We start from the raw sequence: 24020 nt of genomic DNA on the forward strand, positions 1-24020 counted from the left end.
AGTAAGATGAATCAGGGTTTATTAGGAAAACTCGGTTTGGATACCAAAATGGCAGTTGGATTTTTAGGTGTTTTGCTCTTTATGATGGGTGATGGACTAGAGTTAGGTTGGCTGTCCTCCTATCTGATTGATAATGGCTTATCGATGCAACAGTCAGCGCTGTTGTTTAGTGTTTACGGTTTTGCCGTTGCAATTGCGGCATGGTTTTCAGGTGTACTCGCAGAAGTGATGGGGCCCAAAAAGGTTATGACAATTGGACTGATTTTATTTGTGGTCGGCACGTTGATTTTTCTACTTGTCGGGATACCAACAATGAACCTTGCGATCATGATTCCAACATATTCTTTACGTGGACTAGGCTATCCTTTATTTGCTTATTCGTTCCTTGTTTGGCTGTCTTACTATGCACCGCAGGAAAGACTTGGAACAGCTGTCGGATGGTTTTGGGTTTCGTTTGCGGCTGGATTAAATGTACTAGGTGCTTACTATTCAAGTTTTGCTCTCCCATATTTAGGTGAGATGAAAACACTTTGGAGTGCATTGATTTTTGTAGCAATTGGTGCTTTCTTGGCGATTTATTTAAATAAAGACGATGGTAGCAATAGAAGAACATTTGAATCGAAATTGGACATGTTCAAATACATTTCTAAAGGAATTACGATTGCATTTGAGCGACCTAAAGTAGGCTTGGGTGGAATTGTGCGAACGATTAATACTGCAGGTGCATATGGCTTAGTTGTATTCTTACCTGCATTTATGATGGATGTTGGCTTCACGCGAACAGAATGGCTCCAAATCTATGGTGCACTGTGGACAAGTAATGTTGTTTTTAACTTAATTTGGGGAATGGTTGGCGATCGATTTGGTTGGCGAAATACCGTTATGTGGTTTGGTGGAGTTGGTTGTGCCGTCACAATCTTGGGGCTTTACTATGTTCCGTTCTTCCTAGGACCAAATTATATTGCAACGACGATCATGGCAATTATTTTTGGTGCATGTGTTGCAGCATTCGTCCCGCTGTCCGCGCTAATGCCGTCACTTGCTCCGGAAAACAGAGGAGCGGCTATGTCCGTCTTGAATTTAGGTGCAGGTCTAAGTACGTTTGTTGGTCCGGCAATTGTTGGGTTGTTTATCGGTACAGTTGGAACAGTCGGTATTCTTTGGATTTATTCAAGTCTCTATGTTGTTAGTGCGATCTTAATGGTTTTTGTTACTTTGCCAAAAGAGAGCAAGGAAAAGGTGAAAGCTGTAAAAATACCAGCGGTTCAATAGTTATAGTGTTTTAATTAAACGAAAGAAAGCGAAAGTAATCGATAGCCGATAGTTGACATTATCGCTAATAAGTGAAAAGATACGTCTGAAGATAAAGTTTATTGAATAGAGTGAAAGGGCGATACATGTATGAAAATAGGTTTAGGTTCTGACCATAATGCTTATGAAATGAAAGAAGATTTGAAGAGATATATAGAAGATCTAGGACATGAGGTAGTAGATTACGGTTCACAAGATAACTGTACAGAAGTGGATTATCCTGAAGTTGCGTTTGAGGTTTCTGATGGAATTAATCGTGGAACATTAGACCGTGCAATTCTAGTATGCGGAACGGGACTTGGTATGGCAATCGCTGCATGTAAGGTTCCAGGAATTCGTGCAGTTACAGCACATGATACATATTCTGCAGAACGTGCACGGAAAAGTAACAATGCGCAAGTGTTGACGATGGGCGCCAAAGTCATTGGGATTGAAGCTGCGATGAAGGTTGTGGAAATGTATTTGCAGTCGGACTTCCCGGGAGGAAATTCAGCAAGAAAAGTGCAACAAATTATGGATAAAGAACTAGAGTACTTACAAGGAACGGGGAGTAACGCGTGAAAAAACTAATAAATAATCCGACGTATGTTGTTGAGGAAATGATTGAAGGTTATGTAAAAGCGCATCCGCACCACGTAAAATTATTGGCTGAAAATGCTCGTTCAATTGTTACGGCTAAAGTGACGCGTGATGGAAAAGTTGGTGTTTTAATTGGAGGCGGTTCAGGACATGAGCCGGCATTCATGGGCTATGTAGGAGAAGGAATGGCAGATGGCGTAGCTGTTGGAAACATTTTTGCTTCTCCGCCACCAGATCCAATTTTGGAAGCGACAAAAGCAATTGATAAAGGTGAAGGTGTCGTCTATATTTACGGAAACTATGCAGGAGATCTTATGAATTTCGGGATGGCTGCGGAACTTGCAGATCTTGAAAGCGGTATTAAGGTCGGATCTGTTATTGTAACGGATGATGTTGCATCTGCACCGAAAGAAGAAAAAGAAAAGCGTCGCGGCATCGCTGGTGAATTTTTTGTCACGAAAGCAGCGGGTGCAGCAGCTGATAAAGGATTTAGTTTTGATGATGTTGTTCGCATCGCGCAAAAAGCGAATGATTATACGCGAACAATGGGTGTAGGTCTTTCTCCATGTTCACTTCCTCAAACAGGAAAGCCAAGTTTTGAACTTGAGGAAAATGAAATGGAAATCGGTCTAGGTCATCATGGTGAACCGGGAATTGAAAAAGGAGAATTACAACCTGCTGACCAAGTTGTAGATCGCCTTGTAAACGATATTTTAGAAGATATGCCGATTGAATCAGGAGCAAAGGTAGCGGTTCTTGTGAACGGCCTAGGTTCAACGACAAGAATGGAACTATATATTATGTATAGACGTGTCGAGCAACTATTGACTGAAAAAGGCATCGAGATTCACCGTTCATACGTGGGAGATTACAGTACTTCACTTGAAATGGGCGGGGCATCTGTATCAATTATGAACTTGGACGAAGAGTTGGCAGAGTTGGTTGATTACCCGGCAGACTGCCCAATGTACGTGCAGAAATAAGGGGGAGCAACAAATGACCATGACAGCAGATCAATTCAAAAACTTTTTACACAATGTCGTAACGATGATTGAAGAACAAAAAGACTATTTATGTGAGTTAGATCGTAAACTTGGTGATGGAGATCACGGCGTTACAATGTCAATCGGCTGGCAAGCAGTGAATGAGAAACTGAACGGCGAACTGAAAGATGAAGAAGACTGCGGAAAAATTGCCATTATGGCAGGACGAACATTTTTAAGTGCAGTTGGATCATCCGTTGGTCCGCTTTATGCAACAGGCTTCATGAGAGGTGCAAAATCTTTCCAAGGAAAGTCAGAGGTCAACGACGAAGAATTGAAAGACTTTTGGGTTGCATTTGTAGAAGGCATTAAAGAACGAGGACAAGCTGAAGTTGGAGACAAAACAATGGTAGACACACTTCAACCAGCGTTAGAAAGCTTACAAGCTAATTTTGAGAAAACCGAAAACTTCGGTGAGTCTTTTAAAGAAGCGGTTGCTGCTGCAAATGAAGGCATGGAATCTACAAAAGATATCTTGTCTAAACGCGGAAGATCTAGCCGCCTAGGCGAACGTTCTCTCGGAACAATCGATCCAGGCGCTGCATCCTCTTTCATGATTTTAGAAACATTTTTAAAGACCATAGAGTCTGTCCAAACTGCGTAACAGCGTAAAATCACTTGATCATCCAAAGTTAACAAAAGTTTGGTGGTCAAGTGATTTTTATATATGGATACTTTTAATCCGGAGAAATCAGAAAAGGGTGAATGGATTGTCAATAGTGGAGTGTAAAACATCAGATATTCAGGCATTATCAAGGGAGTTTGTCACTGTTGCGCAAAAAGCTGCGACTGCTGTGTATCCTTGGATTGGCAGAGGAAATAAAGAGATGGCAGACGGAGCGGCAACAAAAGCAATGAGAGCGCATATGAATCACCTAACTATGGATGCACGAATCGTAATCGGTGAAGGAGAAATGGATGAAGCGCCGATGTTATATATAGGGGAGAAGCTTGGAACTGGAGACGGGGCTCCTGTTGATATTGCAGTCGATCCAGTGGAGGGAACGAACCTAGTTGCTAAAGGAATGGATCATTCATTAGCTGTGATTGCAGTTGCTGAGCGTGGGACTCTTCTGCATGCACCAGATATGTATATGGAAAAAATTGCTGTAGGTCCAAAGGCAAAAGGATGTATTGATTTAAACCTACCGTTATCTGAAAATATGAAAGCAGTCGCCCAAGCACTTGGAAAAGACGTTTCTGAATTGACAGTGATGATTCAAGATAGACCGCGACACAATCATTTATTCAAGCAAGTCTTTGCTGCCGGCGCAAAGGTGCAAATGTTTTCGGATGTCGACATTACGGGCGCCATCGCAACGGCAATTGATGAGCTGGACATTGATATGCTAGTTGGAACAGGAGGAGCCCCTGAAGGTGTCATTGCAGCTGTTGCCTTGAAATGTTTAGGGGGAGATTTTCAAGGTCGTCTACTCCCCGCAAATGCTGAAGAAGTAACGCGTTGTCATCAAATGGGAATTACTCATCCAACTGCAAAGTTATCGATAGATGATCTGGTCAAAACAGACAATTGCTTCTTTGTTGGAACTGGTATTACGAACGGTCCACTTTTAAAAGGCGTTGAAAGGCTTAGCGATGGACGAATCGTGTCTCATTCTTTTATTGCGACAAAGAATGATGCTCAGTTTATCGAGACACGCCATTGAAGAATCGCCTAGTTTTATAGAATGTTGTCAAAAAGATGGAAGGTCCTAAAGTCAAAAGACACTTGGGCCTTCTTTTTTTATCATTGCGCTAAGCCTTGAGTATGCTAATTTTACAGTGAAACTCTTTTCATAGGTCGAAGTAAAGCATGTATAGTTCCTGATCTATCGAGCAAACTTCAACAAGTGATTAATAGGTAATAAGGTGAGAACCACTTCGGGAGCGAATTCCGAAGTGGTTTTTTAGTTGTTGGAAACGTTATGAGGTTTTATGATAGTGTTCATTCTATGACGAGATCCCGAAGGAGGGCTTTATCTCCAGTTGGGGTATTTGAAACTACCTGTATATAAGTAATTCTGTTAATTTAAAACTTTAGTTATGGGCTGATTGGTTTATTTTACAAGTAAATTCGTTAGAGCGAGTAATGGATAATGCGCTTTGTTATAATTAACCATAATAATTCAATTATATTGGCCATTTTAAGTCAAGTTCTTGAGGATAACGTTCGATATTTTATAGTAAATGAATCAAATATCATATTTAATTACTAGTTAGGAAAGAATTTTTTTCTAGTTCATAAGTTAAAAGGTGTTGTTGATTGAAACTAGAATCAATCTGTTTGGAACCCTTAATTTTACTTATCTGTAAATAAATGAAAGGAGCCTTATCGATGCATTTGTTTGACATAAATGAGTTGAAAATATGTTTAAATCCCGCTGAATTAAAAGATGATGTATACGTGTCATTATCAATCGGTATTGGCTTTTTACCGAGACGAATATCATCTAACGAGAAAACGAACTTTATTGGAACAGCTTCTGCAAAGATGTTCCTTAATTATTTAAGTGAATCAATCAAAACGAATCATTCTATAGAAACAAAGCCCATTGTTTCAATGACATCATCTAGCCTTCTTTTAAAAACATCCAAAACAAATTTTTATAAAGACGTACAAACAGTTTTAGATAATCTATTCACAATTGAGATTGATGACGGAAAATGGCTCGTTGAAAAGGAGAATACGCTGAACCGATTTAAAGAACATTTTATAGACTTAAATTTCCGTGGTCGTATGAGAATGTTGGAGTTCACGCATGCGAATAAATCATTCCAATTTGAAGAACTAACAAAGGATCTATTAGTAGTAAAACCAAATGATGTACATACGATGAGGGAATCTCTTGTTTACCCTAAAAATTGTTTTCTTTTTATTCACGGGAATGTAGATGTAGATTCTGTGAAGGATTTACGGGTAGAAAAGTCGGTTAAAAAAAAGGTCATACAACTTTATGAGCCGGTTGATATTTATAATCTGCATGACGAAAAATATGAAGTGAAATCAACGCATGGAAACTATACATGTGGAAGTATTAAATTCGATCGGAGTCCCACATTATCTGATTTGGCGTATGAATACGTTACGCTTATGCTCATTGGTCAAATCCTATTTAAAGGCGCTTATTTAATTGAAGTAGACCCATTAGATGCGAGTCTCACTTATAGCGATAAATTAGAACAATATAAGCATGATATTTACGAAGCCCTGACGGATGAACAAGTAGAACAGGCCAAGAAAAATATCTATCAATCACTCTATCAAGAATTAGTTCTTTATCCTTTTCAGTTGGTTGAAAAGGTTGGCAGACTCCACTTCAATGGCATTAATTATTTTGAAGCAATGTCTATTTTGGAGAAAATTAACTATGATGACATCATGAAATTTATAAAAGAGAGAGATTATAAAATTAGAGAAGGGCATTTACGCTATTATCGGGAGGGGTAAAATATGGAGGTTTATTTAAATCCAAATGGCTTTAAAGGAGAGGTTGATAGCTTTAAAAGGACAACTAGCGAGTTAGCAGGTCTTTCGGCGAAAAATACCGTAGATGCGAATCAAGAAACAATTCTAGATTCAGTAAGTGAGTTAATTGCAATTGTGAACCTTTTTAGTGAATGCGTTGAACAATATATGGCATTGTCAAATAAGGATGTTGCTGAAATGGAATCTTTAAAAGAGAAATGGGTACAGAAGGACCTGCAACTTGCGAATGAAATGGATGGGAACTGAATGCTATGCCTAGACTAGTGAATGAGGAACTTAATGATATTGTTGATAAATTAAGCAAATATGGGGAAGATGTTTCAACAAAATTATATGAGCAATACAAGAACGCCGTTATTCTCTCAAAAACGAATCACTTTCGCGGGAAAGCTGGGGACGCATTTAAACAGTATATGAACGTTTCCCATATTAATTTATCCCAAAAGATTATTAATATTGCAGCTGAACTATTGGAAGAAGCGAAAAAAGTTCAAACCGAATTTTTGAAGTATGAACAAAGCGGTCGCGGGATCGTCGGTTCAACAACGATGGAAGGCGTTAAGAATCGCATTAATGGGAAAAGCGGACAGTTTTTAGCAATCGACGGGAATGCCAACCAATTGCTTCAGCAGGCATCTCAATTTATTGTAACGACAAAATTGTCAGGGGATGATGTTTTTCATTCCTTTGATGAAGTTGTGAAAAACTTAAATAGAAGACGTGAAGAACTTTCCGAAATCGATGCTAGTGTCTCCAGTAATTTAAGTAATTTAATCACACGTGTGTCACATTTACAAACGCAGATTTTTGAGCTGTCCGAAAATTTTCGTGATAAAAATGGTATTCATTATAGCCAACTGAATAAAATTCCTGAGCAGCCTTGGTATTCGACTGAAAATAATGGGGCTTTTGCGTCCAAGGCGGAAGCCGATCCGTTTATACATCATGCAGGTGCTGTGAGAGGTGATGAAGGGCAATGGGTTTTTGGTACGAGTGATACAAATTATGCGACAGGAACCGGCTATTTAGCAGGCGCATCCGGGCAATATACCCAAGACGGAGAAGATGTGATAGCTGAAGGAGAAGCAGCTATGGCCAAAGGATCCATTGAAGCTCAAACATTTCATGAGTTAGTTAGGGGCCAATTAAGTGCAGAAGTTTTATCGGCAGCTGGAAGCATAAAGCGCACTTCAGATGGGGAGTCAGCTAAAGGAAATGTTGCTTACGCTAAAGGAGATGCGAAAGTCATGCTCGGTAGTGAGAATTTCCATGGCTATGCATCTGCTAAAGGGGAAGTATTAACAGCGGATGGGCATACTGCCTTTATAGTACCATTAGATCCGGAGGCCCCAATTGAAGTAGGGGCATTTGGGGAGGCAAGTGGAGCAACTGCAAAAGGACAGGTGGGCATAACTCTATTTGGGATGGAGGAATCTGGGATACAAGGTGAAAGTGTAAAATCTCCTTTAGGACTTGATGCAGAAGTGAGTATTGGATTTCAAGCTGGTGGAGGACTATTGTTTCAAAGTGAAACGATTTATTCAACGGACTATTTTTATATTCGAGCAAATGAGCTTGACGTCAAATTAAAGTTACTTGCTGGACTTGATTTAGCAGTACAACTTCCAACAATTCATTTGAAGCGGCCATGGTAGAAGACAATAGGTGGTGAATGATGTGAACGAAAGAATCGCACTTCAAAATCAATACAATTCACAGCAAACTCAGTTAAATCAATGCAGTTGGCAACTTGTTTCTCTGAATGATAAGATTGAATCTATCAAAATATTAAAGGGTAAATTTATTGACCTGAAAAATGATTTACTAGATTTGAAAAGCAAGTTAAACGAAGAGTCTAGAGAAAGTCATAAGTATTGGAAAGGTCAGCTACTACAAGATCACAATGACTTATTTAAAAGCTCGTTAGTCAATGGTAGTTTATCGACGTATATAAAAAACGTTGATCGTAATTTAGACGATTTAAATAATGAATTAATGAGATTGCAGAATGAAGTTTACAGTACAGAAGGTCTGATTGGAAAAATCAAATCATCATTGAATTGGATTGCGACAAAGTTGGATAATCTAGTAAATTAAGGGAGATTTAATTTGTGGTCATAAAAATCGTATTAGCAAAAGCACATGAAAACCAAAAAAATAATCCAGAGGTACAAAGAGAATTATCAGATATTCAAACATTTTTTGTTGAAAAAGAATTCGATTTCGAATTAAATTCGCTTAACTTTGTAATATTGAGAGGGCTATACGCGCATGTTGATCGGATGCTCACTGTTGTAGGTGTATTCGTAAACAAAACGGAAAAAACAATTAACGGTTTAAAAACAGAACTTGCATTTCGCGTGAATGATAATCCTGAAGCGAAGTTAAGTGGCGTAAGATTAGACCTGCCAGAATCCTTTTTAGGGGAATTAAAACCGAACGAGGGATTCGTCCTGCATATAAAAGTTATGACGAAAGGGTTGACAAAGGAAAAAGAAATCTTCCAGGCAACTGAACTTTCAGGCGAATTAAGAAATATTGAACTCGCTTATCAAAAATAATTATTGTTTAAGTTAGGAGATATCTAAATGAGAAAGTATTTGGCATTATTAACGATTTTATCTATACTTGCATTGGCAGCATGTGGGAAGACAGATAATCCTACAGAGAAACCTGTTGTAGACAATGCGGGGGTTGAGGAAAATAGTAATAAGACAAACGGGGGCGAACAAAGCTTGAAATTACAAGTTTTAAAAGGCGATAAAGAGGCCGGCGTCACTTTAGAAAATAGTCCGCTTTACAACGAGCTAGAAAAAGTTATTCAAGAAAACCCGGATATTGGTGCAGACAATGATTTCAGTGTTTATGTTGTGGATACATACGGAGACGATGAAGGGAATTCAAAATTAGTTCTCCTAGGGATCAACCGTTTACCAGTAGCGATTAAAAACATTACATTTACTTATACGTTAGGTAGCAAAGATCATGAATATGTCTGGGAAAGACAACCAGTTGAAATGAAAGAGGAAACGGCAGGAATTTTACAACCGAACAGTGCACTTCCTATCGTATTGCCGATAACTGAAGAGCAGGTAGAAACATTAAGAAATTTAGAAGCAGGCAATACAGTGATGTCAATAGATGGCTTCGTATATGATGAAGTAAAATAAATTATTAACGACGGATAAAATAACCACGCTACCAAATTCGTTGGCGTGGTTATTTTTATATAGCGGATAATACGGGGCCTGAGGAGTCGCTTGAAAAGAGATATGTCTATTTATTCATTAATTAGCTTAGATTTACTTAACCTTAACATGGTCATTCTATGCAGAAGTTCCGATTATACAAAGTTAGGAGCATTTAAAATGAGAAAGTATTTATTTTTATTAATAATCGTAATGGTCCTTGCATTAGCCGCATGCGGTAAAACAGTCGGAAATACTGAAAAAACTGTTGATAGCATGACGAACCAAACAGAGGAAACAGATAGTAACGAGACGAACCAACCAGTTGAAGAAGGTAGCAGTAAAACAGATAGTAGCGAACAAAGCCTAAAATTACAGGTTTTAAAAGGTGACGCAGAAGCAGGTGCGACTGTAGACAATAATGATTTATACATAGGCTTAAACAAAATCATTCAAGAAAATCCGGACATTGGTATAGAGAAAGATTTTAGTATTTATGTTGTGAATATCGTTCATGATCATGAAGGAAATCCAAAAATAGTCCTTTTTGGCATCAACAAATTGCCAGTGGCGATTAAAAACTTTTCGTTTGATTACACATTAGGAAATAAAGACAATGAATTCGTTTGGGAGAAACAACGTGTGTCAATGCCCGAAGAAGAAACGGGTGTTTTACAACCGAACAGCGCAGTTCCGGTTATCTTATCACTAACACCCGAGCAAGAAGAATTATTAAAAACGCTAAATGGAAAGAATAAAGTGATGGCAATAGATAACTTCACATTTGAAGAAGTGAAATAAAACATTAGAAAAAGTTAGGCACGGGAATCGCTTTAAAAGAGCTGTCTATTTAGCTAAATAAGTAAATGGAGAGGTGATGGTATGCTAATAATCGGTCAATTGCTAATGTTAATCGTTGCACTTAACTTTTTCTATCATGGAATTCGCATGTTTAGGAGTATGACCCGCCAAATATATAATGAAAACGCCGTACATCGGCTTCAGTGTAGCAAATGTGAGGAAATTCATACGATAACAGGACCAGAAGCAAAGAAATTACGTTGGGCACCCCGCGTTGAAAAAAGGACACCTAGAAGTCAAAGCACGGCTTATCGGTTCACTTGCCCTCATTGCCATAAACATGCATCGCAAATCGTGCTCTACGACACAAATGTAACAAAAGGGGCAGGGATGGTACGCGTTCAAATGAACGATGAACAGAAGCCGTTGCTGATTGAGTTTTTAATCAAAGGGCTACTGCCAGTCATCCTTCTAAGTTCTATCTTTCGTTTGTTCGTGTGAGATCATCATGTTTCAAACTCTTTTTTGGTGGAAGTAAAGAATGTATAGTTCCTTATTTCTCGTGGCAAACTTCAACCAGGATAAAAAAGGAGTAGATCGTGATGAATTCGAAAAAAGAAGCACTGAAGATCCTGAAAGAGAGCTATGTTGGAACGATGGCGACTGTTCGACAAAACAAGCCACACACTCGTTATATGACCTTTTTTAATGATGAGTTTACGCTGTACACAGCAACATCGAAACAAACCGAAAAGGTGGATGAACTAAATGCCAATCCACATACGCATATCTTAATCGGGTACGAAGGAAAAGGGATGGGTGACGAATACCTTGAAATCGAAGGGACAGTCTCCATCTCTGACGATGAAAGTATAAAGGAGAAGGTATGGAATAAACATATGAAACCATGGTTTAGTGGGCCAGAGGATCCAAACCTCGTCATTTTGAAAATTTCACCCGATGCAATGCGTCTGATGAATAAAAAAGGTGAAGAGCCAAAAGAAATTACACTATAAGTGAGGAGTACCAACGTTTATGCATAAGGTACCAGGTTCCGACACAACTCTGAATCGTGTTGGGAACTGGTACCTTTATTATGGAAGGTTGTTTAACTTGGTAACAGATTCACCCCAAACAGCCCAATGGCCACTTCATAACACAAACTCAACCTAGTTTCCTAGAATATTACATGACATACTAAAGGGGGCTGCAATTTGTCCAACCTCTTAAAAATAAACCTCATTAAAATGATAAATCATTAATGAGTTTTTTTATTCTCAAATTTAGGGCATTTGAGCCCACCTAAATAATCTATTTTCATAAAATTTGATCTTTTTGAATGGGTTAATTGGTTTATTTTTACAAGGAACATTATTAGTACCATTAAACTACTAACGGCTTTGTTATAATTAACCATAATCATATAAAATCGAGGGCTTTTTATTTTTCGGAGGTGTATTATGAACCGTTTAAAGCGATTAGCCGCGTTGGTAATTTGTGCTTCATTAATCGGGGGAGGTTGTTCAATGTTGAATTCTGCTGAAGAGGAAAAAGGTTATGAATTGGTTGATGGGAAAAATGGATCTAAAAGAATTAAATTGACAGATGAAGAAAGAGAACGATTGGAGAAAAAGGGAGAAGAGTACAGGAAAGAGAACTATGTACCAGTTCAGGAGTATATCGGTGAAGGATACATGTTAGAGCCGGATGAAGGAACTGACGCGTTGGCAGAGAAACATAAAGATGAAGTTGAACAAGCTGTAAAAAATTTTTTTCAAGATAAATATAAAACGGAAGTAAAAGTGCATAACATCGTTGGAACAACAGGCGCTGCATCGATTTTTGTAGAATCAATTGGCGAACCACACTTCTACACCTCAGCAATTATTCCAGTAGATGTGAAAAATAATAAAGTGAAATTTGAAGATGTTTGGTCATTAGAAGACGAAGTGGAACAGGGTATCGTCACAGGATTGCTTGCAATGATTTATGATAAAGAATTCGAGAAGTTAGACAAGTATTTTACGGAATTTATAAATAAACATCCTGTTACTGGACAAAAAGTAGAAGCATTAGCAAATGTCGGTGCAAACAACTTCTCTACGCCTTATTATCGCTTGAGCGTAAATACACATTATTTTGAAGAACTGATAAACGCTTACTTGGAAAATTCGAATCGTTCAAAGGAAGAATGGAAGTCATTCGGAGATAAATTATCTTATAAACCTGAAGATTTGATTATAGCAATTGAATTATTTATGGATGATCAAAATAGTGAACCCGATGATGAAATAATAGACCTAGTTTCGAACGATATTATTCGTATGGAAGGATTACCCCGTGCAGAGTATGCAATCGATTTACATGACAACTACGTTGATAAAACTTCTGGAGTGGGAAATAAGAAGAATTCACTTAGTCGTGGCTTTCCTGAACAAATTATTAAGGTGTGAGCTAGTTTGGTCTCTATTAAACAGGATGGCAGAATAAATTCTCGACAACTAAATGATTTAGATCTTGTCGAGCTTGCAGGATTTCACGCCTATAAAACGGTCAGAGAAAATAAATATATCACTGTAAACGATAAAAAAGTCAAAGTAGTCGATGTCATAGCTGACCCAGAAACTGGACTCAATGCATTCACAGTTCAAAATACAGCCAATGGTGGTTATACTGTTGTCTATACAGGTACAAACCCCAAGAGTAAGGAAGATATAATTACCGATTTACATTTGGTGAATACTACAGCTCCTCCTCAATTAGAAGCGGGTGAAGAATACTTAAATGATATGGAAAAGAAATTCGGTAAAATAGATTCCATTGCCGGAAACTCCTTAGGGGGAGGGGTAGGAGTTCCAACGTTGGAGCTGGTACTTTTTTTGCGTGTTTATGTTCCTACCATGGAATGTATGAGCGACTAGCACCATTATCAATTATAAAACTCGCCCAGTCATGCCCCAGACAGAGATCGCGGTTTCGTTGGTATGATTAAAAAAACGGTGTGGTATTGAACTTTTGAAACGAATGCTATCGCCTTCTTTTAAAAGAAATTCTTCGTCTTCTAGGATAATCGTCATTTCGCCTTTCAAAACAAGGCCAGATTCTTCACCTGAATGCTCGACAAGTTGTTGATCTTCTTGTCCAGGTTCTAGGTGAATCATAATCATTTCGATGGTTCCTTCATTAATAGGCGTCAGTAATTCATATTTTGCGTGTGAATTTGGGAAAGTTATCGGTTTTGCGTTCATTTTTTCGAACAATCTGGGTCGTCTCTTTATCCGTTCCTAACAGCGTAGAAATCGAAACATCCAATCCTTTACATATTTTATACAAAGTTGTGAGTGTCGGGTCTGCATTTCGACGTTCAATTTGGCTAATCATACTAACACTGACATCGGACTTTTCGGATAGCTCTTTTAATGAAAGTTTCAGTTCTGCGCGCAGTTGTCGAATTTTACGTCCATCGAACATGTGCATATCTCCTCTCAATAAATAAAACCTGGAAGTCCAGAGACTGCCAGGTTGTTTAGCATTACATCATCGTTCCAAACCAGAGACCTAATGTCGTTCCAATATAGTTACCGATAATATAACCAATTGTTCCGACGACCAATATGGGCCCGATTAAGTTTGTCCAGCCTTTCGCAATTGCCATGGCTGCTGCTGTTGTTGGGCCACCGATATTAGCGTTACTCACAAGCAAGATTTCCTCTAGGTCGAACTTGAATAGTCTTCCGGCCGTGAGTGAAATAAGCATATTGATTGAGACGATAATTGCTACAAAGATAAGTAGTAGCGGTGCATTTTGAATGATAAGTGGAATAGAAGCAGGTATCCCAATGACGACAAAAAATAAGTAGATTAAAAATGTACCAATCTCTTGGCTTCCGTTGATGCTTGCGAAATAATTTGGGAAAATAGCAAGTGACAAAAATGTAATGGTTGTTAACACTAAGTATTTATCACCAAAAAGTCCAGCTAATAAATTGATCCCAAATGAAGCACCATCACCGCTTGGAATCCAACTTCCAAATAGTTCAGCTAACTTAAAAGAAATCACCACTAAGAAAAATGCAGTTCCAACAGATAAGGCAATATCTTTTAATGAGATATCTTTACGTTTCCAAAAGTTTTCAGCTTGCGTTTCTCCTTGCCCATTTTTATTAGCAAGTTCAACTTCCAAAACGTGCGGGTGAGAATAACGCTTTCTGAAAAAATTCATTGTTGGAATGATCATTAAAACAATAAAATAAAGAGCCATCATTAAATTATCCGCGACAATCGTTGAAGATACCATTTCCCCAGGCGTTTCAAATTTAGCCGCCATCGCCGCAAAATTCACACCCCCACCAACATACGAAGCACTCATCATCGCTCCAATTGTGTCGAGGTATGGGATATGCTCTTTCAATAAGAAGAAACTGAGGATGGTACCTGCAACTGTACCGATAGAGCTAAGTAAGAAAATAATTAATAACTTACCACTTTCTTGCCAGATCTTTTTAAAGTTCACGTGGAATAATAGAAGTGGTATGGCAAGTGGAATAATGAACGTCCAAACTGCATCATAGACAGGTGATTCAAGTGGAATGATGCCAGTATTGGATAAGACGATGGCGCCAATTAACGCGATAATCGCTCCGGATATTTTTCCTGCCCACTTATATTTTTGTTCTAAATAAATACTAGCCGCTGCCCATATGACAATAATTCCCCAAAGGGTGATCATGTCATCTGATTTGATAAGTGAAGTTTCCATTTGACTCCCCCTAATTTTTTATATGTTTTTTCATGAATTGAAACGCATTATGAAAACGGATCCCTTTGATTTCTTTGGGAGTAAATCCTCTTTTTTCCATGGCGTCTAATAAAGTTGGAACTTTTGTTACGTTTTCAAGTCCCAAAGTACTGCCAGTGAAAGAAGCCCCTATATCATATGGGGCTAAGTAATCGATAAAGTCAAAACCGAAAGCTATGTATTCAGGACCTACAAGTTCTGCGATATATACCGCGTGGTCGATAAAACTTTCTAGTGTAGGATTACTTTTATCGATAAACCCATTGAATGCATTCAATCCGATGAGTCCGTCACGTGCAGCAATCGCTTTAATTTGTTCATCCTTTAAATTTCGTTCATGCGTACAGAGTGTATATGCATTACTGTGGGAGGCCATCAATGGCTGTTCAGTTAGGCGATACATATCCCAAAAGGAAGCTTCATCCAAATGGGAAACATCTAGAATCCAATTCATAGCATTTAACTGCTGAACTGCTAATTCTCCAAAATGTGTAATGCCTCTCTTTGGAGGTGTATCAATTGCTCCTGTACCACTTGCGAATGCATTCCATTCATTCCAAACAAAGATGGCGTGTCTAAATTGTTGTTGATGTAGATGTTTGAAGGCGCTTCCAACGTTGTCGTCTGAAAAGTCTTTTAGCCACTCTTCGATAAAAGTCATTCCTTCAATCCCTAAAAATAGGTTGATGGTATCTGAGTTCGTTAGATTCATATCTTTGGTCGTCAGACAAATGTTTGCATGTTTGGAAGTGCGTAAGTCATCTATTGCATGTTGTAGTACTTCCTGGAATCGTGCAAGTGGATTGTTGCGAAATGCCGGTTCAACCCAAATCACGCAAATCATTGAATCGATGCCGCCTTGTTTTAATCTAGGGTAATGAATGCGATCAAATACATTCGTTTCTCCTCGACTCCGCCTCCAAGCAATATCCGTTAAAAGATCTGAATGGATATCGAACACTTTCAAATCTATCCCTCCTTTGATTCTAGATAGGTTTTAATATAGTGTAATTTATTCTGTATATTAAAACAAGGGTGAAATATTAAATTATGGGTGTGACTAGTGGTGGGTGTATCTCGTGCCAGTCACTTAAACAAACACGAAAGTTTCAATAAACACGTTTGTTTAGATAAACATAATAAACATGAAAGTATGAGTGACTGGCACCATCCAAAAGAGTGGGCACCACCAAAAAAAAGTACGAATTGACAAAATATTATAACTTGAAAACGGTTATATTAGCGTATATACTTTGTTTCAAGCGGAAATAAAGTTTTTGGTTCAAAATTAAATAAGATGAGGTACTTTTATGGAGCCTAAATATTTAGTTGAGTCGAAGAAGAAATATGATTCGCTAACAAAAGGATTAAAGAAAGTAGCGGATAATTTATTTGCGGACCCAATGACATTTGCGATTCATCCGGCGAAGAAGTCGGGTGAAATCATTGGTGTTTCTGAGACAATGATTATTCGATTCTGTCATGAAATTGGTTACAAAGGATTTAAAGATTTTCAGTTTGATGTAAGAGAATATTTATTAAATCATATGCAAGAAACGACTTCGGTGAAAAATGATCATCCACTATTTGATAGTATGTTGACAGATATTGCGCATTTAAATAGAAATATAGAGCAACTCGATGTGAATCTTATTGAACAAGCCGTCAATATGATTATGTCTAGTAAAAAAAGACTCATTGTCGGACACTATCAATCTTTCACTTTCGCACATTGGTTATCAATTAATTTGCAGTACCTTGTAGGGGATACCATTTTATATCGAGCCGAAGAAGATTTTCAGTTGGTTGAGCAGTTACCTGAAGAGTCGATTGTCATTGCCTTTTCTTTCTTTAGGTACGCGACGGATACATTAAGATTAGCAGAAAAAGCAAAGAATAGAGGATTAAAAGTAATTGCGATTACGGATACGAATGCTTCACCGATTGTTGAGTTTGCTGATGTTGTAATTCCATTAGTTTTTACTAGAAATCGCGTGTTGATTCATAAATCGCCAATTACAATGTCTTTCTTAAATGTTCTTTTATTTGAAGTGATGAATGTTCTGGAAAGAGAAGGGAAAAGGAAGTCTATTTCGGGACAGGATTATAAATATTATATAAATGAGGGGAAATAAAAATGGGGAATACAATCGAGGAAAAAGTACTGAGTACATTTCATTATTTACATGAAAATGCGGAAATCAGCTGGGAAGAAGTAAATACGACTAAGTATATAAAGGAAACTTTAGAGAAGTACGGTTGTGAAACGATTACATATGTGGATGCAACGGGTGTGGTTGGGAAATACGGTAACTTTTCAAAGGGATTGCCAGTCGTTGCCATTCGAGCTGACATTGACGCACTTTGGCAAGAAGTAGACGGGAAATTCCAACCGAACCATTCTTGCGGCCATGATGCACATATGTCGATGGTATTTGGTGTTTTATGGAAATTAAAAGAAACGCCTGAACTAAAAGATCATGTAGCGATTAAATTCATTTTCCAACCTGCCGAAGAAGTTGGAGAAGGGGCGCTTAAAATGGTAGAGAAAGGCGCTGTTGAAGATGTAGATTATTTATACGGCGTTCATTTGAGACCAATTGAAGAAACTCCTATGGGAAGTGCCGCACCAGTCATTGTTCATGGTGCGACGAAGACAATTCAAGTACAAGTAACTGGTACAGATGCACATGGCGCAAGACCGCATTTAAATACGAATGCAATCGAGGTCGGGACGGAAATTGTAAATTTATTGAGTAAAATTCACCTAGATCCGCGAATTCCTCATTCTGCAAAAATGACAAAATTCGAAGCGGGTGGGAAAAGCGCCAATATTATTCCAGGCAGTGCATCGTTTTCTTTTGACTTACGTGCTCAAAACAATGAAGTTATGAAGGAACTTGTAGAAAAGGTTCACGCAATATTTGATGCGGTACGTAACTTGTATAATATCCAATTGGAAGTGACAAAAGAGAGTGGAATTGCGGCAGCTAAAACAAACGATGAAGCCATCTCGATTATGAGTAAAGCGATTGAAAATGTTTTAGGTGTCGATCAAGTAGACAAGCCATTGGTCACGCCTGGCGGAGATGACTTCCACTTTTATACCATTAAGAAGCCGAGCTTAAAAGCGACGATGCTAGGACTCGGATGCGATTTGGCACCAGGACTTCATCATCCGAACATGAGATTTAATACGGAAGCACTGATGAATGGTGTCGATATTTTACATGAGGCAGTGATTCAAACGTATGAGATGAATAAATAAGTAAGAAAAAAGATTCTAATGATATGCTCATTAGAATCTTTTTTGATGATTCATTAAAACGGTCCATATCCCGTGTAAATGGCATATGTGATAGAAATGATCCCTACAATTACCCACATGAGCATGATTGGAAACGCAAAACGAACCCATTGTGTCCATTTAACGCCGCCCACTGCGAGTACGGCCATTAACACACCAGAAGTCGGTGTAATAATATTTGTAATCCCGTCGCCGAGCATAAAGGCTAGTGTTCCAGTTTGTCTTGTAATCCCTAACATATCAACGAGTGGAACCATGATCGGCATAACGATTGCAGCTTGACCTGTTCCTGATGTAACGAGTAAATTAAATAGCAGGTTGAAAATAAATAAGAGTTGTCCGCCTAATAATACAGGCATTGATTGTAAAGGCCCTAACGCAGCATTTACAATTGTATCGATAATTTTTCCATCCTCTAAAACGACGATGACTGCACGGGCCAGACCGACGACAAGTGCGCCGTACGTAATGGCTTGCGCACCTTCGATAAACGTTTTAACAAAGTTATTTGGGGTAATGCGTGCGATAATTGCAATCACGACACCCATAATTAAGAAAATTCCAACTAATTCATTTAGTCCCCAACCACGTGTAAACGCACCGAAAATAAAAATACCGATAGCACCAATAAAAGTTAGTAAAACTGATTTTTGGACGGCTGAAAAAGTTGTATTTTGAACGTTTTCTTGAGTTGAAACTTCCACTTCTTCGTGATCTCCGAATGGTTTATTCCCCATAATCGATCTTTCTGGATTATGTTTAATCTTTTTAGCGTAAAGGTTTGTATATGTAATCGTAATCGTAATTAACGCAATAAAAATAACGATACGTAACGGCATACCCGAAAACAGTGGTAATTCTGCAATCGTTTGAGCAAGTCCTAGAATCGTCGGATCAAAAATACCTGCAATCATCCCCGCATAATACCCAAGATAAATTGTTGAGATTCCTACAATTGCATCGAGCTTTAATGACCTTGCTAATGCAATTCCTATCGGTATGAAGGCAATTACAGCATTTGCTGCCAATCCCATCGAAGCCAGTAAACCAAAAATCCCTGCTACTGAAGTAATAAGCAGCATATAACGACCTTTTGTCTTTTGGATGAGCGAATTAATCCCAGAGTCAATCGCGCCTGTCGATTCAATTACTCTTACAATCCCACCAATAATAAATATTAAAAAGATAATATTCGCGGATTGAACCATCCCAATTTGAATAGATGTAAATAAATCTAATAAATTTGTAGGGTTCGCTTCAGTTTTCGCATAACTATCAGGAACAACTCTCGTAACACCGTCAATTGTTTCACGATCATAAGCTCCTGATGGAATAATGTATGTTGCAATTGACGCCAAAGCAACAATGCTGAAAATAATGATGAATGCATCGGGCATCGAAAATTTAAATTTCTTTTTTGTTGTTGTGTTCATTTACAATATCCTCCTTTTACTGATTAAATATTTTGAAAATAATACATTGTCTATGAAACTAGTTAGTAAATGTTTTCTGCGTGAATCCGCTTTAATTTATGAATTTGAGAATCCAAGCTTCTTATAGTGAGTGGCATATGCACCTACCCGGTCTACTCTATTTTTTTGTCGAAAATATCTTATCACCTCGTATTTACTTCTATTTATTAGTTATTCAATATTAAGTCTAATTATTTTTTAGAATAGGCAATAAAGTAAAACCAAACTTAATAGTTGGAATAAAGTATAAACTTTATTTTGTTGGTTTTCAAGATGAAGTTTGAAATTTATGTTTAGAGAGTTTTTATTTGTTTAAATCGTAGGTGGGGTGAATAAGTTGGAGTGTCAAAAAATTCTGGGAAACTCACTATTTCTCATATTAATTAGCAGATTTTAAAAGTGAATTATGAAGAGTTGTTGATATACCACAGTATTAACTAAACATTTATTGCTGTGTTTTTTGTTGCTGTTATTTGGAGTGGATAATGAAGTTTCAGAAATGTCTTTTAGGAAAAGTTTTGTTTATATCCATTTGTTAGGTTTAATTACGCATAACTCTATAGAAATGAATAAAATAAAAAAGTTTAAAAATATATTTCAAATATGTGACATTGACTAATTAGTATTATTGTTATATTCTTTCAATTAAGTCCTTTCAGAAAATAAGTTAATCATTCTGAAAACTAGTTTAATTAGAAAGGGGGGAGGTTATGAAGAGGCCGTTAGAAGGTATCAAAGTTTTGGAGTTAGGGAATATCGTCGCTGCCCCATTCGCTGGAAAAATACTTGCGGAGTTTGGCGCAGAGGTGATTAAAGTTGAGGAACCGACCAGTGGTGACCCACTGCGGCAATGGCGCGTCATGCATAATGGGACATCTGTATGGTGGTCCGTACAAAGTAGGAATAAGAAGTCCGTTACAGCTAATTTACGAGAACCGCATGGACAAGAGATTGTCAAAAAACTTGTAAGTAAAGTCGATGTTGTTCTGGAGAACTTCAAGCCGGGCACTTTAGAAAAATGGAAACTTGGGTATGAAGAGCTGAAAAAAATAAATCCTTCCATTATTTTGACCCGCATTTCAGGTTATGGCCAAACTGGTCCATACAAAGAAAAACCGGGATTCGGTAGTGTAGCAGAAGCGATTGGGGGCTTGCGTTATTTAACGGGTTATCCAGATTTACCGCCAGTACGGATGGGAATTGCCATTGGTGATATGGTAGCGGGTTTGTATGCTGTCATTGGGACGCTTATGGCGCTTCGGGTTCGAGATGAGCACCCCGAAAAGAAAGGGCAAGTGATTGATGTTGCACTCTATGAAGCTGTTTTTAGTCTGCTTGAAGGGGTGTTGCCAGAATATGATTTGTCTGGTCAGATAAGAGAACGGACGGGGAGTACACTTCCGGGGGTTGCACCATCTAATACATACGAATGTGCAGACGGAAAACACGTTGTCATTGGTGGAAATGGCGATCAAATTTTCCAAAGACTGATGAGGGCGATTAATCGAGAGGATCTGGCCGATGAACCGAAGTACGCAGACAATCAGGGCAGAGCGGATGATGTAAATATCATTGATGCAGCAATTGAAGCATGGACAAAGAAACATACATTAGCAGAAGTTCAACAAGTTTTAGACCAAGCCTCTGTTCCAGTAGGTCCGATTTACAATATTCAAGACATTGTGAAAGACCCTCATTATAAAGCGCGAGGCATGTTGCAAGAAGTTGTGTTACCGGATGGCAAAAAGATATTAGTTCCGGGAATCGTTCCGAAGTTATCTGAGACACCAGGAAAGATTGAATCTAATGGGCCAACACTAGGTGAACACAATGAGGAATTATATTCAGAGTACTTGGATTTCACGTTTGAAGATTTCCGAAAATTGAAAGAAAAAGGGGTCGTATGAATGGCATCGGTCTCAATTATTGATGTTAGCCCGCGGGATGGTTTGCAAAATGACGCTAGATTGATTGCTACGAAGCAAAAACTGAAGCTTGTCGAACAGTTAGTTGCAGCGGGTGTTTCTAAAGTCGAGGTCACCTCTTTTGTTCGACCAGATAGGGTTCCGCAGATGGCAGATGCGGATGAAGTTCTTTCGGCTGCCGTTCAAATACCGAAGTTAGAAGGGATTGCACTCGTTCCTAATCTGAAAGGATATGATCGAGCCAAGATCTATAAACCCGACGAAATTACTTGGGTAAGTGCGGCATCTGAATTGTTCAATCAGAACAATATCGGCCTATCGATTGAAGAAAACCTGGTCCAATTTAATAAGGTTACGACACAAGCAAAAGCAGACGGTATCTCAACTTGTTTCGCCATTGCAGTTAGTTTTGGATGTCCCTATGAAGGTGATGTACCAGAAGAACGAGTAGTAGAGATCGTGGGAAAAGCCATAGAAGCAGGTGCTGACCGAATTGGAATTGCGGATACAATCGGTATTGCGACGCCACTCCAAGTAGAACGACTAATGCCGAAAGTTTTAGAAATTGCACAAGAGATACCGGTAGCCATTCATTTGCATGATACGAGAGGGCTTGGCTTGGCGAATGCTTATTCAGCTTACAAGGCGGGGATTCGAATATTTGAAACCGCAGTGAGTGGAATTGGTGGATGCCCATTCGCACCAGGTGCAGCAGGAAATTTAGCTACTGAAGACTTAGTCTATCTATTTGAACAAATGGACATTGATACTGGTATACATTTCGAGAAGATATTGGATGTTGCCGACTATGCCGCTAGCTTATCAACGAATAACCCGTTGGGACGTATTCGGCATGTAGAGAAAAGAGAGGGGATTATTAAATGAGAAAATGGTTGTTAGGACTGGTTGTTTCTATGATGGCCATCTTAGTGTTGGCGGCATGTAGTGACGCGGAGGGAGAAACGACTGAATCAAAAGGTGATTCAGGTGACGCTGGAGGAAGTACTGAGGAATACGAAGCTACAACAATTAGGCTTGCCTACAATTTACCTCAAGACCACCACATATCAGTTGGAATTGAACAGTTTGCTGAAGATATTAAAGAAAAGTCTGGTGGGAAAGTGGATATGCAAGTGTACCCAGCTGGCCAATTGCTGAGTGATAAAGATATGAACCAATCTATATTGACGGGCGGCGTAGAAATGGGCGTAAACTCTTCGACGTTATGGGCATCGACAGTTCCAGCCATGGGAATATTTGATGTTCCTTATATCTTCAATGACTATTCCGCAGTAGGGAAAGCAGTAAATGGTGAATTTGGTGACAAGTTACGCGGTGCTATGGAAGAAAAAGGGGCAAAGGTACTCCTTTTTGCCGATTATGGTTACGTGCAATTTGCGAACAATAAACGTCAATTAAAATCCCCTGAAGACTTTAAAGGTTTAAAGATAAGAAGTATTGGTGATTTACCATCTGAACTTATACAAGCGTATGGCGCTTCTCCAGTATTTATGGGAGGGGGCGAAGTATACATGGCATTGCAAAGAGATACAGTAGACGGCGCAACATCTGGTACGACAGCGATGCTTCAACGAAAATATGATGAAGTGACAAAATATTTGACGATTAATAACTACGCATATCTTGAGTTTTTATTAGCAGTCAATAAGGACTTCTGGGATGGCTTGCCAGAGAAAACACAAGCATTAATTGAAGAGACGGCTAAAGAAACAGAGGAATGGATTCGTGAACAAGCAGAAAAGGAAGATAGCGAGTCTGCTAAAGCATTAGAAGAGAATGGAATGGATGTATATGTGGTTCCGGAAGAAGATTTACCAGAGTGGGTTGAAGCAGCGGCGCCTGTTCGAGAAGCATACTTGAAAACGGCTGGCGACCTAGGACAAGAGCTACTTGATATTATTGATAATGAGTAATGTGAATCTTTAATATTCATAATGTTCTAGCACATGCAATCAGTAGGGGCAGTATTTTAAGACGTTGTAAATGTAAAACGTCATTCATTCATATTAGCAGTTGAATTATATTGGAGAGTAGTCCGCCACTTCTATGTTTTTTATTTGAAGGCGGACTATTTTCTAATCGATTGGT

General features: G+C 38.5%; 26 protein-coding genes. 21 read left to right on the top strand and 5 right to left on the bottom strand.

The genetic code is table 11. The features are described 5' to 3' along the window. Positions 1 to 6 precede the first annotated feature (6 nt). The 16 genes from AB1H92_RS02790 to AB1H92_RS02865 all read left to right on the top strand — a co-directional run bounded on the left by AB1H92_RS02790 (position 7) and on the right by AB1H92_RS02865 (position 13330). Positions 7 to 1272 (top strand): MFS transporter, encoded by a 1266-nt coding sequence (locus tag AB1H92_RS02790; RefSeq protein WP_115360062.1) that lies wholly within the window; start codon positions 7 to 9, stop codon positions 1270 to 1272. Positions 1273 to 1401: 129 nt separating this feature from the next. Continuing rightward, positions 1402 to 1872 (top strand): RpiB/LacA/LacB family sugar-phosphate isomerase, encoded by a 471-nt coding sequence (locus AB1H92_RS02795; RefSeq protein ID WP_115360063.1) that lies wholly within the window; start codon positions 1402 to 1404, stop codon positions 1870 to 1872. Further along, positions 1869 to 2873, top strand: a complete 1005-nt coding sequence (locus AB1H92_RS02800) for a dihydroxyacetone kinase subunit DhaK (protein ID WP_115360064.1) — start codon at positions 1869 to 1871, stop codon at positions 2871 to 2873. The genes AB1H92_RS02795 and AB1H92_RS02800 overlap by 4 nt, the downstream gene beginning before the upstream one ends. 13 nt (positions 2874 to 2886) lie before the next feature. Continuing rightward, entirely contained in the window at positions 2887 to 3537 is a 651-nt protein-coding gene (gene dhaL, locus AB1H92_RS02805; protein ID WP_115360065.1) for a dihydroxyacetone kinase subunit DhaL, read from the top strand. Positions 3538 to 3649: 112 nt separating this feature from the next. Beyond that, positions 3650 to 4600, top strand: a complete 951-nt coding sequence (gene glpX / locus AB1H92_RS02810) for a class II fructose-bisphosphatase (RefSeq protein ID WP_370475551.1) — start codon at positions 3650 to 3652, stop codon at positions 4598 to 4600. A gap of 668 nt (positions 4601 to 5268) precedes the next feature. Further along, complete coding sequence (locus AB1H92_RS02815; RefSeq protein WP_115360066.1) at positions 5269 to 6381, top strand: hypothetical protein; 1113 nt, start codon at positions 5269 to 5271, stop codon at positions 6379 to 6381. A 3-nt stretch (positions 6382 to 6384) separates the two neighbouring features. Then, positions 6385 to 6666 (top strand): hypothetical protein, encoded by a 282-nt coding sequence (locus AB1H92_RS02820; RefSeq protein ID WP_115360067.1) that lies wholly within the window; start codon positions 6385 to 6387, stop codon positions 6664 to 6666. Between the two features lie 5 nt (positions 6667 to 6671). Next, entirely contained in the window at positions 6672 to 8075 is a 1404-nt protein-coding gene (locus AB1H92_RS02825) for a T7SS effector LXG polymorphic toxin (protein WP_115360068.1), read from the top strand. Positions 8076 to 8097: 22 nt separating this feature from the next. Then, positions 8098 to 8517 (top strand): DUF5082 family protein, encoded by a 420-nt coding sequence (locus AB1H92_RS02830; protein ID WP_166739548.1) that lies wholly within the window; start codon positions 8098 to 8100, stop codon positions 8515 to 8517. Positions 8518 to 8531: 14 nt separating this feature from the next. Beyond that, the gene (locus AB1H92_RS02835) at positions 8532 to 8981 is read left to right on the top strand and encodes a hypothetical protein (RefSeq protein WP_115360070.1); all 450 of its coding nucleotides are present in this window, start codon (positions 8532 to 8534) and stop codon (positions 8979 to 8981) included. A gap of 27 nt (positions 8982 to 9008) precedes the next feature. Then, positions 9009 to 9590 (top strand): hypothetical protein, encoded by a 582-nt coding sequence (locus AB1H92_RS02840; RefSeq protein ID WP_115360071.1) that lies wholly within the window; start codon positions 9009 to 9011, stop codon positions 9588 to 9590. Between the two features lie 198 nt (positions 9591 to 9788). After that, a complete protein-coding gene (locus tag AB1H92_RS02845; protein ID WP_115360072.1) occupies positions 9789 to 10409 on the top strand; it encodes a hypothetical protein in 621 nt (206 codons plus the stop codon). Between the two features lie 81 nt (positions 10410 to 10490). Beyond that, a complete protein-coding gene (locus tag AB1H92_RS02850) occupies positions 10491 to 10910 on the top strand; it encodes a hypothetical protein (protein ID WP_115360073.1) in 420 nt (139 codons plus the stop codon). Positions 10911 to 11011: 101 nt separating this feature from the next. Beyond that, positions 11012 to 11425 (top strand): pyridoxamine 5'-phosphate oxidase family protein, encoded by a 414-nt coding sequence (locus AB1H92_RS02855; protein ID WP_115360074.1) that lies wholly within the window; start codon positions 11012 to 11014, stop codon positions 11423 to 11425. A 510-nt stretch (positions 11426 to 11935) separates the two neighbouring features. Further along, positions 11936 to 12862 (top strand): DUF1672 family protein, encoded by a 927-nt coding sequence (locus AB1H92_RS02860; RefSeq protein WP_166739547.1) that lies wholly within the window; start codon positions 11936 to 11938, stop codon positions 12860 to 12862. A gap of 6 nt (positions 12863 to 12868) precedes the next feature. Continuing rightward, positions 12869 to 13330: a hypothetical protein gene (locus AB1H92_RS02865; protein ID WP_115360076.1), complete on the top strand. Its 462-nt coding sequence runs from the start codon at positions 12869 to 12871 to the stop codon at positions 13328 to 13330. 12 nt (positions 13331 to 13342) lie between these two features. On the opposite strand, the gene AB1H92_RS02870 is transcribed toward AB1H92_RS02865, so the two are convergent. From AB1H92_RS02870 to AB1H92_RS02885, 4 genes are all read right to left on the bottom strand, one after another. Further along, positions 13343 to 13576, bottom strand: a complete 234-nt coding sequence (locus AB1H92_RS02870) for a cupin domain-containing protein (RefSeq protein WP_166739546.1) — start codon at positions 13574 to 13576, stop codon at positions 13343 to 13345. A gap of 34 nt (positions 13577 to 13610) precedes the next feature. Further along, positions 13611 to 13880 carry a helix-turn-helix domain-containing protein gene (locus AB1H92_RS02875; protein WP_166739545.1) on the bottom strand — a complete coding sequence of 90 codons (270 nt, stop codon included), beginning with the start codon at positions 13878 to 13880 and terminating at the stop codon, positions 13611 to 13613. 61 nt (positions 13881 to 13941) lie between these two features. After that, the gene (locus AB1H92_RS02880) at positions 13942 to 15168 is read right to left on the bottom strand and encodes a DUF819 domain-containing protein (protein ID WP_115360079.1); all 1227 of its coding nucleotides are present in this window, start codon (positions 15166 to 15168) and stop codon (positions 13942 to 13944) included. Between the two features lie 10 nt (positions 15169 to 15178). Beyond that, the gene (locus tag AB1H92_RS02885) at positions 15179 to 16168 is read right to left on the bottom strand and encodes a dipeptidase (RefSeq protein ID WP_243835817.1); all 990 of its coding nucleotides are present in this window, start codon (positions 16166 to 16168) and stop codon (positions 15179 to 15181) included. Between the two features lie 349 nt (positions 16169 to 16517). Between AB1H92_RS02885 and AB1H92_RS02890 the strand changes: the two genes are divergently transcribed. Both AB1H92_RS02890 and AB1H92_RS02895 read left to right on the top strand, forming a co-directional pair. Then, positions 16518 to 17342, top strand: coding sequence for a MurR/RpiR family transcriptional regulator (locus AB1H92_RS02890; protein ID WP_115360081.1), 825 nt, complete (start codon positions 16518 to 16520; stop codon positions 17340 to 17342). A 2-nt stretch (positions 17343 to 17344) separates the two neighbouring features. Beyond that, complete coding sequence (locus tag AB1H92_RS02895; protein ID WP_115360082.1) at positions 17345 to 18475, top strand: M20 peptidase aminoacylase family protein; 1131 nt, start codon at positions 17345 to 17347, stop codon at positions 18473 to 18475. 53 nt (positions 18476 to 18528) lie between these two features. Here the strand turns inward: AB1H92_RS02895 and AB1H92_RS02900 are convergent, their stop codons facing one another. After that, complete coding sequence (locus AB1H92_RS02900; RefSeq protein WP_115360083.1) at positions 18529 to 19947, bottom strand: YfcC family protein; 1419 nt, start codon at positions 19945 to 19947, stop codon at positions 18529 to 18531. A 749-nt stretch (positions 19948 to 20696) separates the two neighbouring features. Between AB1H92_RS02900 and AB1H92_RS02905 the strand changes: the two genes are divergently transcribed. Genes AB1H92_RS02905 through AB1H92_RS02915 form a run of 3 tightly spaced genes read left to right on the top strand, consistent with a single transcriptional unit; the run spans position 20697 to position 23845 of the window. Continuing rightward, positions 20697 to 21893, top strand: coding sequence for a CaiB/BaiF CoA-transferase family protein (locus AB1H92_RS02905; RefSeq protein WP_115360084.1), 1197 nt, complete (start codon positions 20697 to 20699; stop codon positions 21891 to 21893). Beyond that, positions 21894 to 22796, top strand: a complete 903-nt coding sequence (locus tag AB1H92_RS02910; RefSeq protein ID WP_115360085.1) for a hydroxymethylglutaryl-CoA lyase — start codon at positions 21894 to 21896, stop codon at positions 22794 to 22796. Then, positions 22793 to 23845, top strand: coding sequence for a DctP family TRAP transporter solute-binding subunit (locus tag AB1H92_RS02915; RefSeq protein WP_115360086.1), 1053 nt, complete (start codon positions 22793 to 22795; stop codon positions 23843 to 23845). Before AB1H92_RS02910 ends, AB1H92_RS02915 begins: the two co-directional genes overlap by 4 nt. Positions 23846 to 24020 lie beyond the last annotated feature (175 nt).

This window comes from Sporosarcina pasteurii (genome assembly GCF_041295575.1).
GTDB lineage: Bacteria > Bacillota > Bacilli > Bacillales_A > Planococcaceae > Sporosarcina > Sporosarcina pasteurii.

Coding starts and splice junctions, on each gene's coding strand:
- AB1H92_RS02880 (WP_115360079.1), bottom strand. CDS start 15,168: ATGGAAACTTCACTTATCAAATCAGATGACATGATCACCCTTTGGGGA.
- AB1H92_RS02850 (WP_115360073.1), top strand. CDS start 10,491: ATGCTAATAATCGGTCAATTGCTAATGTTAATCGTTGCACTTAACTTT.
- AB1H92_RS02875 (WP_166739545.1), bottom strand. CDS start 13,880: ATGTTCGATGGACGTAAAATTCGACAACTGCGCGCAGAACTGAAACTT.
- AB1H92_RS02790 (WP_115360062.1), top strand. CDS start 7: ATGAATCAGGGTTTATTAGGAAAACTCGGTTTGGATACCAAAATGGCA.
- AB1H92_RS02890 (WP_115360081.1), top strand. CDS start 16,518: ATGGAGCCTAAATATTTAGTTGAGTCGAAGAAGAAATATGATTCGCTA.
- AB1H92_RS02860 (WP_166739547.1), top strand. CDS start 11,936: ATGTTGAATTCTGCTGAAGAGGAAAAAGGTTATGAATTGGTTGATGGG.
- AB1H92_RS02820 (WP_115360067.1), top strand. CDS start 6,385: ATGGAGGTTTATTTAAATCCAAATGGCTTTAAAGGAGAGGTTGATAGC.
- AB1H92_RS02915 (WP_115360086.1), top strand. CDS start 22,793: ATGAGAAAATGGTTGTTAGGACTGGTTGTTTCTATGATGGCCATCTTA.
- AB1H92_RS02910 (WP_115360085.1), top strand. CDS start 21,894: ATGGCATCGGTCTCAATTATTGATGTTAGCCCGCGGGATGGTTTGCAA.
- AB1H92_RS02895 (WP_115360082.1), top strand. CDS start 17,345: ATGGGGAATACAATCGAGGAAAAAGTACTGAGTACATTTCATTATTTA.
- AB1H92_RS02855 (WP_115360074.1), top strand. CDS start 11,012: ATGAATTCGAAAAAAGAAGCACTGAAGATCCTGAAAGAGAGCTATGTT.
- AB1H92_RS02905 (WP_115360084.1), top strand. CDS start 20,697: ATGAAGAGGCCGTTAGAAGGTATCAAAGTTTTGGAGTTAGGGAATATC.
- AB1H92_RS02900 (WP_115360083.1), bottom strand. CDS start 19,947: ATGAACACAACAACAAAAAAGAAATTTAAATTTTCGATGCCCGATGCA.
- AB1H92_RS02845 (WP_115360072.1), top strand. CDS start 9,789: ATGAGAAAGTATTTATTTTTATTAATAATCGTAATGGTCCTTGCATTA.
- AB1H92_RS02840 (WP_115360071.1), top strand. CDS start 9,009: ATGAGAAAGTATTTGGCATTATTAACGATTTTATCTATACTTGCATTG.
- dhaL (WP_115360065.1), top strand. CDS start 2,887: ATGACCATGACAGCAGATCAATTCAAAAACTTTTTACACAATGTCGTA.
- AB1H92_RS02815 (WP_115360066.1), top strand. CDS start 5,269: ATGCATTTGTTTGACATAAATGAGTTGAAAATATGTTTAAATCCCGCT.
- AB1H92_RS02825 (WP_115360068.1), top strand. CDS start 6,672: ATGCCTAGACTAGTGAATGAGGAACTTAATGATATTGTTGATAAATTA.
- AB1H92_RS02870 (WP_166739546.1), bottom strand. CDS start 13,576: ATGATTATGATTCACCTAGAACCTGGACAAGAAGATCAACAACTTGTC.
- AB1H92_RS02795 (WP_115360063.1), top strand. CDS start 1,402: ATGAAAATAGGTTTAGGTTCTGACCATAATGCTTATGAAATGAAAGAA.